This is a genomic window from Streptomyces sp. NPDC056948 (genome assembly GCF_042674225.1).
Taxonomy (GTDB): domain Bacteria; phylum Actinomycetota; class Actinomycetes; order Streptomycetales; family Streptomycetaceae; genus Streptomyces; species Streptomyces purpurascens.
In genome coordinates this window covers 1-13831 of record NZ_JBHUQX010000254.1, presented here as the reverse complement: position 1 = coordinate 13831, position 13831 = coordinate 1, and the positions used below count along the sequence as shown (strand labels likewise).

Genomic DNA, 13831 nt, shown 5'->3' with positions numbered 1-13831 from the left:
GCCCCCGTGTTCACCTCTCGTTCGTTGCTGTCGCCGCTCAGCGGGGCGCGGTCGGGACCGCTGTCCCGGTGCGCTGGCTGGGTAGCGCCGTCAGCCGTTCCGCCACCCGGGCCCGGTGTTCCCCGGCCGACCGGCACAGCTCCCGTACGGCCGTGTTGAAGCGCTCCTGCGACGGCGGCTCGGCCGGGCCCAGCAGACGCAGCTTCAACGCGGCGCGTGCCTCGGCCAGTTCGTCCTTCTCCGGGTGCCGGACCGCCTCCAGCAGGGCCGGCACGCCGTCCGCGTCCGGCGACAGCACCGTCGCCGCCACCACCGTCGGGAACGCCGTACGGAACACGTCCTCGGGCAGCCCGCTGGTGTTCGCCACCGCGTACGGCTTCTCGCTCGCCAGGAAGTCGCTGATCACGCTGGACACATCACTGACCAGCAGGTCGGCCACATCGAAGCAGGAGTACAGCGCGGGCCGGACGTCCGTGATGATCTGGTGCTCGCCCTCCGGAAGCGAGGCCCAGTACGCCTCCTCCCAGGCCGCCGTCGCCCGCGCCACCGCCTCGGCCCGGCCCGGCTCCGGCGCCGACTGCACCCGCATACGCTCCACGGTGTCGGCCCCGGCGCGGAAGTCGGCCGTGGTGAGGCGGTCCAACTCCCTCGTGAGAAGGTCGAGTTCGGCGTCGCCCGAGGGGCGCGCCCCCGTGCGTTCCCGGTTCGCCGCGCGGATCAGCTCCCGGATCCGCAGATCGGCCGCGCCCGCGCGCGGGTCCACCGACCCCGTCAGCGGATGCGGCTTGTACAGCAGCCGCACGCCCGGGTCGGCGAGCAGCGCCCGCACCAGGTTCTCGCCGGCCGCGATCACCGAGGTGTTGCCGGGGTTGCCGTCCCAGCCCTCCCAGGTCGGCGCGTACAGGACGGTCGTCCACGCACCGGTCGGCGGGCCCGCGTACGGCCGTACGGCGTCGAGCTGCGGGCGGCCCGTCTCCACCACGTCCTTGTCCTCGACCCCCACCTCGGCCAGCGCGTACCGCTCGCGCGCGGCGGGCCCGGCCACCCACACCTCGTCGTAGGCCTTCGCGTACGGGTTGCACGAGGACAGCTTGTCGCTCTCGCCGTGGTTGACGAAGGTGTGCTTGATCGTGGGGATGCGCAGCACCTGGGAGGTCTTGCCGGAGTTCGACGGGTGGACGAGGACCTGCAGCGTGGAGTGCTCCAGCCGCATCAGCGTCGACACCTTCGGCAGGCAGACGACCGGGATGTCCGTCGCCGCGATCTTCTGCATCATGAACCGCTCGCGCAGCACGATGACCGGCCTGCCGTCCACCTGCGCGAGCGGCTCCAGCCACATGTTCGCCTGGTACGCCGAGGCGGCGCCGCCGGAGAAGTACAGACCGACGGTCGGCCGGTACGCGGCCAGCCACGCGTCGAACCACTCGAGCACCTCCTGCTCACCGGCCGGGCGGCGGCCCGGCAGCAGCCGGAGCAGCAGCACGCCGAGGCCGGTCAGCGCGAGGGCGAGGGAGAGCCCGATGCCCGCCGCCGCGTACACCGGCTCGTCACCCGGCGCGGCGGCCAGCAGCCCGGCCGTCGCGGGCAGGCCGAACACCAGCAGCCGGTGGCCGGGGCGGCGCAGCAGCAGGGCCGGGGCCTTGGACAGCCGCAGGGCCGAGGCGTCGATGTTCCGGGTCACCACCGGCAGGGTGCGGGTGCGACGCACCAGTACGGAGACCGCCTGGATCGCGCAGTGCAGCACATAGAAGGCGAGCAGCCCGGCCACCAGCGGGGCGTAGACCGTCTCCCGGTCCTGCCCGCCGAGCCGCAGCAGGCCCACGACCAGCAGCAGATCGCGCAGGACATGCCGCACGGTGATGTCCGCGTGCGACTTGGCGAACAGCGACAGCACCCCGCGCTGCCACCGGTACAGGACGCCTTCGGTGGCCAGGGAGACGGCGGTCGCGGCGAGCAGCAGCGGTACGTGGGGCAACAGCGCCGCGACCGTCTGAGCGACGAACGCCGCGGCCAGGACGACGGTGACCAGCCCCTTCATCAGGGCCGGTGGACGGGGAAGAGGTACGGGCACTGCGGTCACTCCAGGAGCGTCGGTGTCGGCGCAGGTCGGCCGTCCGGGTTAACGCGCGGCGACCTCCTGACGACACGCGCGTGTCGCCGGAGCGTAGAGGGCCTGTCGGCCCGCCGTGTCGTCGGACCGTAGCGGAAGATCGCGTTCCTGTCTTGTGGTGGGACGGAACTGCGCACGACCGTCGTCCGTGACGCGGGCGGCACCGTCCGTAGCGTGGACCGGCGCCGCACCGGGCCTCGCCGTCCCGTAGATTTCCTGGTGGGGGACCGAATCGACGCGAGGGGCGGACGGGGACGTGGCAGGGGCAAGGCAGGCCGTGGGCGAGGCCCGCAGAATCGTCGTCAAGGTCGGTTCCTCCTCGCTGACCACCGCCTCGGGCGGCCTGGACGCGGACCGTGTGGACGCGCTGGTCGACGTGCTCGCCAAGGTCCGCAGCGGCGGGGAGCGCGAGATCGTCCTGGTCTCCTCCGGCGCCATCGCCGCCGGCCTCGCCCCGCTGGGCCTGCGCCGCCGCCCCAAGGACCTGGCCCGGCAGCAGGCCGCCGCCAGCGTCGGCCAGGGGCTGCTCGTCGCCCGCTACACCGCCTCCTTCGCCCGCTACGGCGTCCGCGTCGGCCAGGTGCTGCTGACCTCCGACGACATGAGCCGCCGCGCCCACCACCGCAACGCCTCGCGCACCCTCGACAAGCTGCTCGCGATGGGCGCCTTCCCGATCGTCAACGAGAACGACACCGTCGCCACGGACGAGATCCGCTTCGGCGACAACGACCGCCTCGCCGCCCTGGTCGCCCACCTCGTCCACGCCGACCTGCTGGTCCTGCTGTCCGACGTGGACGGCGTCTACGACGGCGACCCCACCAAGCCCGGCACCTCCCGCATCGCCGAGGTGCGCGAGGTGTCCGACCTCGTCGGGGTCGACATCGGCAGCGCGGGCAAGGCCGGCGTCGGCACCGGCGGCATGGTCACCAAGGTCGAGGCCGCCCGGATCGCGGCCGCAGCCGGTGTCCCGGTGGTGCTCACCAGCGCCATCCACGCGGCCGACGCCCTGAACGGCCAGGACACCGGCACCTACTTCCACCCCACCGGCAAGCGCTCCGCCGACCGGCTGCTGTGGCTCCAGCACGCCTCCACCCCGCAGGGCGCGCTGACCCTGGACGACGGTGCCGTCGAGGCCGTCGTGGACCGCCGCAAGTCGCTGCTGCCGGCCGGGATCGCCGCCGTCGAGGGCGAGTTCACCGCCGGTGACCCGGTCGAGCTGCGGGACGGCACCGGGCGGGCGGTGGCCCGCGGGCTCGTCAATTTCGACGCCAAGGAGATCCCCCGGCTGATCGGCCGCTCGACCCGCGAACTGGCCCGCGAACTCGGGCCCGCGTACGAACGCGAGGTCGTACACAGGGACGACCTGGTGGTCCTCCACCCGTAATGGGCCGAAACATCCGCCCCCGGTGGTGGACGTTCCGCAAAATCGCCACGCGATCCCTTGCGGCCTGCTGAACTTTGTCCCAGGGCAATATTCCGCAGGAGCACCACTGTGCAAAGGAGGCCGTCGTGAGACGAGTGCGCCCTGGGGCCACGGCGTCCCGTGGTGGTGCCGGCTCCCGCGCGGCCGGTGACGAGCGCGCCCTCACCAGTGTGGCGGCCGGGGACCGGTTCCAGGGCGAGGCGCCCGGGGACATCCCGCGCCTGTGGCACGTCACCCTCAGCGTCTCCGGCCGGGAGGCCCCGCTCACCGAGGTCCGGCGCGCCCTGGAACAGCTCGCCCACGACCACCCCTTCCTCCTGACCAGCCGCTACGCGGTCGACCACGCGGAGATCCGCTACTGGGAGGAGGCCCGCGACCTGCACGACGCGGCCGCCGTCGCCCTGCGCCTGTGGGGCGAGCACCGGCAGACCGCCGGGCTGCCGCCCTGGGAGATCGTCGGCCTGGAGGTCATCGACCGCGCGACCTATCACCAGCGCATCGCCGAGGGGTACGGACCGCCACCGGCGTCCCCGGTCGGAGTGCACCCGTTCTGACCCGGTCCAGGGAGTGTCTCGAGGGTGTCTCGGCGGTGTCTCGGGGTGTGAAACGAACGATGAACGGACCCGCCCGGCGCACTACGCTTCCCTCATGACCACGCTTTCGCCGTACGACTCGATGTCCCCGGTCACCGAGGCCGCCTACCGCGCCAAGGCCGCCGCCGCGAGCCTCGCGCCGCTGCCGCGGGCCGACAAGGACGACGCGCTGCTCGCCATCGCGGACGCGCTGGAGGTCCGTACGAGCGAGATCGTCGAGGCGAACGGCAAGGACGTCGCCAAGGCCCGTGAGGCAGGCATCAGCGAGGGCATGATCGACCGGCTCACGCTCACCCCCGAGCGGGTCCGCGCCATCGCCTCCGACGTGCGCGACGTCGCCGCGCTGCCCGACCCGGTCGGCGAGGTCGTCCGCGGCTCCACGCTGCCCAACGGCATCGACCTGCGCCAGGTCCGCGTGCCGCTCGGCGTCGTCGGGATCATCTACGAGGGCCGGCCGAACGTCACCGTCGACGCCGCGGCCCTCTGCCTGAAGTCCGGCAACGCGGTCCTGCTGCGCGGCTCCTCCTCGGCCTACCAGTCGAACAGCGCCCTCGTGCGCGTCCTGCGCGACGCCGTGGGCGGGGCCGGGCTGCCCGCCGACGCCATCCAGCTCGTCCCCGGCGAGAGCCGCGACAGCGTGCGCGAGCTGATGCGAGCCCGCGGCCTGGTCGACGTGCTCATCCCGCGCGGCGGCGCCTCGCTGATCAACACGGTCGTGCAGGAGTCGACCGTCCCGGTCATCGAGACCGGCACCGGAAACTGCCACGTCTACGTCGACGCCGCCGCCGACCTCGACATGGCCGTCGACATCCTGATCAACTCCAAGGCCCAGCGGGTCGGCGTCTGCAACGCCGCCGAGACCCTCCTGGTCCACCAGGACATCGCCGCCGAGTTCCTGCCCCGCGCCCTGGAGGCCCTCGCCGGCGCCGGGGTGACGGTGCACGCCGACGAGCGCGTGCAGGCCCTTGCCAAGGACTCCAAGGCGACCGTCGTCGAGGCGACGGCCGAGGACTGGGAGACGGAGTACCTGTCGTACGACATCGCCGCGGCCGTGGTGGACTCCCTGGACAAGGCCGTCGAGCACATCAGGCTGTGGACCTCCGGCCACACCGAGGCCATCGTCACGACCTCCCAGCAGGCCGCCCGCCGCTTCACCCAGTTGGTCGACTCGACGACCGTCGCCGTGAACACCTCCACCCGCTTCACCGACGGCGGCCAGTTCGGCTTCGGCGCGGAGATCGGCATCTCCACGCAGAAGCTGCACGCCCGCGGCCCGATGGGCCTGCCGGAGCTGACCAGCACGAAGTACATCGTGACCGGCGATGGGCACGTGCGCCGCTGAGTGCCTGCCGCGTGAGTATGTGAACCGGCGCATATGCGTGCGGCAGGGGCGGACCGGCCGGGCGTGCGCCGTGCGGAGCCCCGTGAACGCCGTCTCGACCGGCGGATGAATTTCCATACCGTCTGCCCAAATTGACCCCCCAGGTCTACTCTGGATCCGTGCCGGAGGACGTGGGGGGCACGCCGTTTCCCGACGGCTGGGAGCCCGACGACGACCACGACCGCGGGGTGTCGGACGAAGAGTTCGCCTCCGTGGTCTTCGACGAGGCCTTCGTCAGCGCGGCCGTGGTGCACGAGCCGACCGCCGTGGAGCGCCTCCTGGCCGCCGCACAGGCGAGAGCCGAGGCTTCCGAAGCGGAGGCGCGCCGCGCCCACACCAGAGGCGAGCGCTACGACGACGGGTACGGCCCCGAGGGACACGGCGATTTCGGCCATGATCCCGACCTCGACGAGCTGGACGACCCCGACATCCTCGAGGACCGCTACGGCGGCACGGGTCCGTACGGCAAGCAGGTCCGCTGGCACCGCCCCGTCGCCTGGCTGCTCGCCCTCGTGATGGGCATCGGCATGGTCGCGCTGGCCTTCACGGCGGTCTACCGGGGCGCGTCCTCGAACCGCCAGGAGCCCCTGCCGGCGCCCACCTCGACCGGGCTGGAACAGAGCGGTGGCGCGACCCCCTCCGCGTCCGCCGACTACACCGGGCCCGCCGTCTCGGTGATCCCGCGCACCCCCTGACCGGAACCCGCCCGTCGTGGTGAGAACCTGTCAGAACTTGTCATGGAGCGGGGCGTTTACCTGACCTTCCGGAGACCTACCCTGAAGATATGGGCGGGCCTGGCGACCCACCTGAGGGGCCCCCGGAGGGCGCTCCCGGAGGTGGAGAGGACGAGTATCGATCCGTCGTCTTCGACGAATCGTTCATTCGTGCTGCCCGCCTCCAGGAATTCTCCGCCCAGGAGCGCATCGCCGACCACGCGCCCGCCGTGCGCCGCCGCCCGCCCCTGCGCCGGGGTCTGTCTCGGCAGGCACTGGTCCTGGTCCTGCTGATCGCCGTCGCCTTCGGCACCGCGATCTACATGGGTGTACGGCACCCCTACCAGACCCCCGCCGCCCAGGAGCCCGCCGAGCCCCTGCGGATGACCGTCATCCCGCTCGCCCCCGAGGGCAAGGTGCCCGGCACGGCCGATACGGCGTATCTGTACGAGCACAGCCCCGCCGCACAGTTCAAGAGCGGCGCGGAGGGCGTGCCGCTGCCCGCCTCGCGGCGCACCGCGCACTTCTCGGACAGCCAGGTCGTGTCCGCCCTGTCCACCGCCAAGGACTACATCGTCCGGTCGGCCCTCGACCCGGACGTGCTCACGGGCGGTGAGGTCCGCGCGGTCCGCGTCCTGCTCGACCCCGATCAACTGGGCCAGTTCGACCAGAGCTTCTCCCGCCCCACCGCGGACGGACGCCACGCGCCCACCGGCTGGCTCGTCCGCTTCGACCCCACCCGCGCGGAGCTGGCCGACCGCAAGGTGCGGGTCCAGGGCACGCTGCAGGCGGCCGAGGCCGACTCGTCCACGCTCGAGGTCACCGCTGACCACACGTTCGTGTACGCACTGCGGGCGGCCGGGGCCGACGACAAGGACGAGGTCTCCCTGTTCACCGTCCGGCGCGAGCTGCACTTCCGCTTCGACCGCGACGATCTGCGCCTGCACCAGGGCCAGCTCGTCGTCTCCTACGTCCAGGCCGGACCGCTCTCCTGCGCCGAGGACTCCACGAACCACCTCCGCCCCCTCCTGGCCGGCCAGACGGCCAAGGAAGGCGGCCCCGCGGGCACGGACCCCTATGCCACGGGCAGTGCGACGGCTCTGTGCGGGTCCCTGGCGACGAGCGCGCAGCCGAAGGTGTGAGAGGAGAGGGGACTCAGGCCCTCACTTGTTGTCGTGCGGCGGCCCGTCGTCCCCCTCGGAGTCCGACGTACCGGGCGCCTCCGGGCCCTGCGGCGGCTCCGGGGCCGGGTTCGTGAAGCCGCCGAAGCCGCGGCGGACGCGGTCGCCCAGGTCACCGGCGCCGCCGGCGAGGTCCGTGACCAGCTTCATCAGCGGGTCCTTGGAGCTCTTCACATGGGTCGTGTAGTGGTTCGCCGAGTCCCGCCAGGAGTCCCTGACCGAGGTGTCCTTGTCCTCGTCGCGCCGCGGGTAGTGGCCGTCCATGATCCGCTGGTAGTCCCGCGACTCGGCCCACTTCTTCAGCTCGGCCGCCCGCACGGTGGTGAACGGGTGGGAGCGGGGCAGCACGTTCAGGATCTTCAGCACGGAGTCCCGGAGGTCGCCCCCGGCCTCGTACTCCTCGGCCTGAGCGAGGAACGCGTCCACGTTCATCTCGTGCAGATGGTTACCGCCCGCGATCTTCATCAGGCCCCGCATGGAGGCCGTCAGGTCCTGCCCGACCAGCAGCCCCGCCCGGTCCGCCGACAGCTCCGACTTGCGGAACCACTCCCGCAGGCCGGTCACGATCGCCATGATCGCGAGGTTGCCCAGCGGGATCCAGGCGACCCGGACGGCGAGGCTGGTCAGGAAGAGCAGGATCGTCCGGTAGACCGAGTGGCCCGACAGCGCGTGCCCCACCTCGTGCCCGACGACCGCCCGCATCTCCTCCTCGTCGAGCAGCTCGACGAGCCCGGTCGTGACGACGATGATCGGCTCGTCCAGGCCGATGCACATCGCGTTCGGCTGCGGGTCCTGGTTCACGTACATCGGCGGGACCTTCTCCAGGTCCAGGATGTAGCAGGCGTCCCGCAGCATCACGTTCAGATGGGTGAACTGCTGCTCCGAGACCCGCACCGAGTCGGACAGGAACAGCAGCCTGAGACTGCGCTCGGGCAGCAGCCCGCTGAGCGCCTTGAACACCGTGTCGAAACCGCTCAGCTTGCGCAGCGCCACCAGGGCGGAGCGGTCGGCCGGGTGCTCGTACGTACGCGAGGAGATTCCGGGGAAGCGCCTGCGCTGCCTGCTGGGCACGTGCTCGTGCCCGCTCTGCTCGTGGCCGTCGGACATGTCTTCCCCCATGCGTCTGTGTGACCTTTGCGGCCCCTTGTGCGGCCTTTTGCTTCCCCGAGGCAGAGCCCAGCCTAGGCGGAGTTACGGTGGTCGGGCAGTACAGCGAAGGGAACCACCGTCATGGAGCAGCACCCCGCATCCGCCTGGCTCGCCGAGGCCGCGAGCGCCGCCGAGCGGCAAGGACCGGGGATGCTCCGGATCGTCCTCATCGTGATGATCCTGGGCTGTGCGCTGACCGCGTGGTTCCTGCTGCGTGGCTACAGACGGAAGGACGACTGAGGCTTCGGGAAGGTTCCCCGCCGGGCCCCGGGACCGGGTCCGGCGACGGCACGCGCCGCCTCGGCGTCACGAACATGCGGAGTCGGGGTGATCGCGCTCGGGGCGCCCGCTTACGATGAGCCGACGTCTTTCATGCCGCCCACACGCGATAGGTCCTGCCGAAGATGAGCTTCCACAGCACCGCTGCCCAGTTGGCCACCCTCGCCGCCGAGGGCGAGGAGCACGGCGGAAACCACGAGAGCCTCAGCCCCTACGTCACCGGTGGCGCCGCCCTCTTCATCCTGCTGCTCCTGCTGTGGATCACCACCCGCTTCAACCGCGATCGCTGAGCCCGGCAGGGTGCCCCGCGCAGGGCATCCCGGGGATCACGGGGGCGGCCGGAGCCCTCAGGCAGGGCCGGTAGGGTCTGCACGCATGGGAGAGCAGGACATGCCTACCGGTCCGGCGAACGAGACGCCGCACGACCCGGCACAGGACACGGCGAGCGGCACCGAGCGACACTCGGAGCCCCGCCGTGCCGCCACGGAGCCCCTCCAGGCCGCTTCGGAGCCCCGCGGCGCCGACGGCCCCGGAAACGGCCCGTCGCGGCCGGGCAAGCGCCGCCTCGGCGTCATGGGCGGCACCTTCGACCCGATCCACCACGGGCACCTGGTCGCGGCCAGCGAGGTCGCCGCGGCGTTCCACCTCGACGAGGTGGTCTTCGTCCCGACCGGCCAGCCCTGGCAGAAGAGCCACCGCAGCGTCTCCCCGGCCGAGGACCGCTATCTGATGACGGTCATCGCGACCGCCGAGAACCCGCAGTTCTCCGTGAGCCGCATCGACATCGACCGCGGCGGTGCCACCTACACCGTGGACACCCTGCGCGACCTGCGCGCGCTCAACCCGGAGACGGACCTCTTCTTCATCACCGGCGCCGACGCGCTCGCCCAGATCCTCACCTGGCGGGACAGCGAGGAGCTGATCTCCCTCGCGCACTTCATCGGGGTCACCCGGCCAGGTCACCATCTGAACGACCCCGGACTCCCGGAGGGCGGCGTCTCGCTCGTCGAGGTCCCCGCCCTCGCCATCTCCTCCACCGACTGCCGTGCGAGGGTCGCCAAGGGCGACCCGATCTGGTATCTGGTGCCGGACGGAGTCGTGCGCTACATCGACAAGCGCGAGCTGTACCGCGGCGAGTGAGCCGAGAGGGGCACCGGTGAACGACCGATACGACCCGGGGTACACGGGCGACCAATACGAACTCGTCGGCTACGACGAGTACGGCCAACCTGTCTACCGCCAGATCCCGGCGCAACAGACCCAGACCTACGACCCGTACGCCCAGCAGGGGCAGCCGGGACCGCAGGGACAGCAGCAGGGCTACGGCTACGACCCGTACGCGACGGCGGGGCAGCAGCCTCCGTCGTACGACTACGGGACCGGCCGACAGCAGCCCGGCCCCTCCTACGGCTCCTACGACCCGTACGCCACCGGCACCCACCAGGGCGGCCCCGGGCCCCACGATCCCTACGGCCAGAACGCGGCCGGCGCCGGTACGGCCCAGCAGCCCCGTGTCGCCGAACAGACCGCGCACATCCCGCAGCAGGCGGGCCCGGCCGACGAGGAAGCCTCCGGCCGGCAGGAACCGGATTACCACACCGAGCAGTTCGCCTTCGTCGAGGAGCCGGACGGCAACTCCGAAGACGTCATCGACTGGCTGAAGTTCACCGAGAACCGCACCGAGCGCCGCGAGGAGGCCCGGCGCCGCGCCCGCAGCCGGATCGTCGCCCTGGTCGTCGTCCTCGCGCTCGCAGCGGCCGGCGGCGTCGGCTACCTCGGGTACGCGGGGAAGCTGCCCGGCCTGTCCTCCGACGACTCCACGCCGGGCACCGCGACGGCGGCGGGCGCCCAGAAGCGCGACGTGATCGTCGTCCACCTGCACGACACCAAGGGCGGCGGCACCTCCACGGCCCTCCTCGTCGACAACACCACCACCAAGCGGGGCACCTCCGTCCTCGTGCCCAACTCCCTGGCTCTGACCAGCGACGACGGCACCACGACGACACTCGCCAAGTCGGTCGAGGACGACGGCTCCGATGGCACCCGCGACGCGCTCGACTCGGCCCTCGGCACCGACATCCAGGGCACCTGGCGCCTGGACACCCCTTACCTGCAGAACCTGGTCGACCTCGTCGGCAACGTCGACGTCGACACCGACACCGAGGTCCCCGACCCCGCCGCCAAGAAGAAGGGCACGGCCCCTCTGGTCAACAAGGGCCGGGACCAGACCCTCAGCGGCAAGGCGGCCGTCGCCTACGCCACCTACCGGGCCCCCGGCGAGGCCCAGAGCGCCCAGCTCGAGCGCTTCGGGCAGGTCATGCAGGGCGTCCTGCGCAAGGTGTCCTCCGACCCGCAGGCCGCGACGACCACGATCCAGACCCTGGCGCAGATCCTGGACCCGTCCCTGACCGACAAGGACCTCGGCTCCTTCCTCGCCGGGCTCTCCGACCTCGCCAAGGGCGGCGACTACAAGACGGACCTGCTGCCCGTGCAGACCGACGGCACGCTCAGCGCCCAGGCGAGCGCGGGCGTGGTCAGGAACGTCCTCGGCGGCACCGCCAAGAGCCCCGACAAGGACGCCGCCGTCAGCGTCTCCGTCCAGAACGCCACCGGCGTGAAGGGCAACACGGAGAAGGCCCGCGTGGTGCTCCTCAACGGCGGCTTCACCTTCCTGGAGGGCGGCACGGCCGGCGCCGCCCAGGCCACGTCCGAGGTCGTCTACGCCGACGCCGGCGACAAGGCGAACGCCGCCGAGGTCGCCAAGACGCTGGGCCTGCCCACGGGCTCCGTCGGCAAGGGCAAGATCTCCGCGAACGCCGACGTCGCCGTGGTCCTCGGCCAGGACTACAAGCCGTAGCCCGAGCAGGAGGCAGGTGTCCGCTCCCCACGTGATCCCCGTAATCGCGTGGGGGGCCCACGGCGGTCCGTGAGACCCTTGGTGGCAAGTGTCCGCCGATCGAAAGCCTTGTAGTGACCGCGACCGACCGCTCTCACGAGCTCATCATCACCGCCGCCCAGGCGGCCGCCGACAAGCTGGCGCACGACATCGTCGCCTACGACGTCAGTGACGTGCTGTCCATCACGGACGCCTTCCTGCTGGCCTCGGCACCCAACGACCGTCAGGTCAAGTCGATCGTCGACGAGATCGAGGAGCGGCTCTCGAAGGAACTCGGCGTCAAGCCGGTGCGCCGCGAGGGCGACCGCGAGGCCCGCTGGGTCCTGCTCGACTACGTCGACATCGTCGTCCACGTCCAGCACAGCGAGGAGCGCGTCTTCTACGCCCTGGAGCGGCTGTGGAAGGACTGCCCCGAGCTCGACCTGCCCGAGGACGCCAAGGCCACCCGAGGCAAGGCCGAGGAGCACGCCAAGCTGCAGGCGGCCGAGGAGGCGGCGGAACTGGACGGAGACTGGCGGTGAGTTCCTTCAGCGAGGCCGGCAGGCCGGGCCGGGGCCGCCGCGTCATCCTCTGGCGGCACGGCCAGACCGCGTGGAACGTGGAGCGCCGCTTCCAGGGCACCACGGACGTCGAGCTCACCGAGACCGGCGTCGCCCAGGCCCGCCGCGCCGCCCGGCTGCTGGTCGCCCTGAAGCCGGACACGATCGTCGCCTCCGACCTGAAGCGGGCCGCGAACACGGCCGCCGAGCTCGCCACGCTCACCGGCCTCGACGTGACCCACGCCGAGGCCCTGCGCGAGACCTACGCGGGCGTCTGGCAGGGCCTGACGCATGAGGAGATCATCAGCCGGTACGGCGACGAGTACGCCGCGTGGAAGCGCGGCGAGCCGGTGCGCCGCGGCGGAGGCGAACTGGAGACCGAGGTCGCCGACCGCGCCGCTCCCGTGGTGCTCCGCAACGCGGAGAAGCTCCCCGAGGACGGCACGCTCGTCGTCGTCAGCCACGGCGGCACGATCCGCACCACCATCGGCCGCCTCCTCGGCCTGGATCCCCGCGACTGGGAGAGCCTCGGTGGGCTCTCCAACTGCTGCTGGTCCGTCCTCGGCGAAGGCGCCCGCGGCTGGCGCCTGCTGGAGCACAATGCCGGCACTCTGCCGGAACCGGTGCTCGGTGACGACGACTGACCTCGGATTTCACTTTCCGGCAGGTCGCAGGCTAAAGTTCTTCTTGTTCGCCCCGCCAGCGGGGAAGGAACACGAGGGGCTATAGCTCAGTTGGTAGAGCGCCTGCATGGCATGCAGGAGGTCAGGAGTTCAATTCTCCTTAGCTCCACGTCAAGATCCCGTTCCCGTCCTGGGGGCGGGATTTTTCGTGCCTCGGGTTGAGTCACTCGAGCCTGCTGAGGCGTATACCTCTACGGTCACGACGCGTGCCGTGTCCGGACTGGTACTGAGGCGTCGCTGACCGTATTGGTCCGGCCGTGGCAGAATCAAACGGCCGGAAGGGAGCGCGGCCCGACGGGAGGAGTAGCGATGCCTGCGAGCATCCTCGAGGAGGTCGACCACCTCCTCGGAGCAGCAGTGATACGGCAGATGTCCACCCGTCTCAGCTGCCCTTCCTGCGGTTCCGGGCATGTGGCCCAGATGCTCGGCGACAACGGCGGGATCTCCTACGTGTGCACGGCCTGCGGCCACAGCTGGAGCTGATCGATGGGTGCACACAGGCGGAAGTGCGACTGGTGCGGCAGCGGGACTCCGATCGTCCGTGACATGGAGCCGATCAATCCCGACTACCAGTACTGGTGCGAGGAGTGCGCGCGGGCGCTGATCATAAAGGGGGACCCGATCGAGACGTACCGCGAGCTGGAGGGCGAGCCGATCTACGGCCGGCTTCTGGAGGAGCACTGCACGCTCAAGCGGTTCTATTCGTTCGTCACGGCCTGAGAATCGACAAAACGGTCATTTCAGGCAAGGCGAAACCGATTTGGTGTTGGGCCCGATGGGCCAGTAATGTTGGCGTCGCCGCCGGGGAAGCCCGGAGGCGCGAGGGGCTATAGCTCAGTTGGTAGAGCGCCTGCATGGCATGCAGGAGGTCAGGAGTTCAATTC

15 protein-coding genes and 1 tRNA gene are annotated in these 13831 nt (G+C 71.2%); 14 read left to right on the top strand and 2 right to left on the bottom strand.

Annotated elements, in window-relative coordinates; all coding sequences use genetic code 11:
- Nucleotides 1–37: 37 nt before the first annotated feature.
- The gene (locus tag ACFTZL_RS28400) at nt 38–2038 is read right to left on the bottom strand and encodes a hypothetical protein (protein WP_382588268.1); all 2001 of its coding nucleotides are present in this window, start codon (nt 2036–2038) and stop codon (nt 38–40) included.
- 349 nt (nt 2039–2387) lie between these two features.
- On the opposite strand from ACFTZL_RS28400, the gene proB reads away from it, so the two are divergent.
- The 5 genes from proB to ACFTZL_RS28375 all read left to right on the top strand — a co-directional run bounded on the left by proB (nt 2388) and on the right by ACFTZL_RS28375 (nt 7362).
- Entirely contained in the window at nt 2388–3494 is a 1107-nt protein-coding gene (gene proB / locus ACFTZL_RS28395; protein WP_382588266.1) for a glutamate 5-kinase, read from the top strand.
- Between the two features lie 134 nt (nt 3495–3628).
- Nucleotides 3629–4087, top strand: a complete 459-nt coding sequence (locus tag ACFTZL_RS28390) for a hypothetical protein (protein WP_382588264.1) — start codon at nt 3629–3631, stop codon at nt 4085–4087.
- Nucleotides 4088–4181: 94 nt separating this feature from the next.
- A complete protein-coding gene (locus ACFTZL_RS28385; RefSeq protein WP_382588258.1) occupies nt 4182–5468 on the top strand; it encodes a glutamate-5-semialdehyde dehydrogenase in 1287 nt (428 codons plus the stop codon).
- Nucleotides 5469–5599: 131 nt separating this feature from the next.
- Complete coding sequence (locus tag ACFTZL_RS28380; RefSeq protein ID WP_382588256.1) at nt 5600–6202, top strand: hypothetical protein; 603 nt, start codon at nt 5600–5602, stop codon at nt 6200–6202.
- Between the two features lie 89 nt (nt 6203–6291).
- A complete protein-coding gene (locus tag ACFTZL_RS28375) occupies nt 6292–7362 on the top strand; it encodes a hypothetical protein (RefSeq protein WP_382588254.1) in 1071 nt (356 codons plus the stop codon).
- A 21-nt stretch (nt 7363–7383) separates the two neighbouring features.
- Here the strand turns inward: ACFTZL_RS28375 and ACFTZL_RS28370 are convergent, their stop codons facing one another.
- Complete coding sequence (locus ACFTZL_RS28370) at nt 7384–8508, bottom strand: M48 family metallopeptidase (protein WP_382588262.1); 1125 nt, start codon at nt 8506–8508, stop codon at nt 7384–7386.
- 123 nt (nt 8509–8631) lie between these two features.
- Between ACFTZL_RS28370 and ACFTZL_RS28365 the strand changes: the two genes are divergently transcribed.
- The 9 genes from ACFTZL_RS28365 (at nt 8632) to ACFTZL_RS28325 (ending at nt 13667) form a co-directional block, all read left to right on the top strand.
- Nucleotides 8632–8790, top strand: a complete 159-nt coding sequence (locus tag ACFTZL_RS28365; RefSeq protein ID WP_382588252.1) for a hypothetical protein — start codon at nt 8632–8634, stop codon at nt 8788–8790.
- Nucleotides 8791–8954: 164 nt separating this feature from the next.
- Nucleotides 8955–9119: a hypothetical protein gene (locus ACFTZL_RS28360; RefSeq protein WP_382588251.1), complete on the top strand. Its 165-nt coding sequence runs from the start codon at nt 8955–8957 to the stop codon at nt 9117–9119.
- A gap of 85 nt (nt 9120–9204) precedes the next feature.
- The gene (gene nadD, locus ACFTZL_RS28355) at nt 9205–9969 is read left to right on the top strand and encodes a nicotinate-nucleotide adenylyltransferase (protein ID WP_382588249.1); all 765 of its coding nucleotides are present in this window, start codon (nt 9205–9207) and stop codon (nt 9967–9969) included.
- Nucleotides 9970–9985: 16 nt separating this feature from the next.
- A complete protein-coding gene (locus tag ACFTZL_RS28350; protein WP_382588247.1) occupies nt 9986–11686 on the top strand; it encodes an LCP family protein in 1701 nt (566 codons plus the stop codon).
- 113 nt (nt 11687–11799) lie between these two features.
- Complete coding sequence (rsfS, locus tag ACFTZL_RS28345; protein WP_382588245.1) at nt 11800–12246, top strand: ribosome silencing factor; 447 nt, start codon at nt 11800–11802, stop codon at nt 12244–12246.
- Nucleotides 12237–12908, top strand: a complete 672-nt coding sequence (locus ACFTZL_RS28340) for a histidine phosphatase family protein (protein ID WP_382588260.1) — start codon at nt 12237–12239, stop codon at nt 12906–12908. The genes rsfS and ACFTZL_RS28340 overlap by 10 nt, the downstream gene beginning before the upstream one ends.
- A gap of 75 nt (nt 12909–12983) precedes the next feature.
- Nucleotides 12984–13056 (top strand) — tRNA-Ala (locus tag ACFTZL_RS28335).
- A gap of 200 nt (nt 13057–13256) precedes the next feature.
- On the top strand, nt 13257–13430 hold the full coding sequence (locus ACFTZL_RS28330) for a hypothetical protein (RefSeq protein WP_382588243.1): 174 nt from the start codon (nt 13257–13259) through the stop codon (nt 13428–13430).
- A gap of 3 nt (nt 13431–13433) precedes the next feature.
- A complete protein-coding gene (locus ACFTZL_RS28325; protein WP_006136074.1) occupies nt 13434–13667 on the top strand; it encodes a hypothetical protein in 234 nt (77 codons plus the stop codon).
- Nucleotides 13668–13831: the final 164 nt, after the last annotated feature.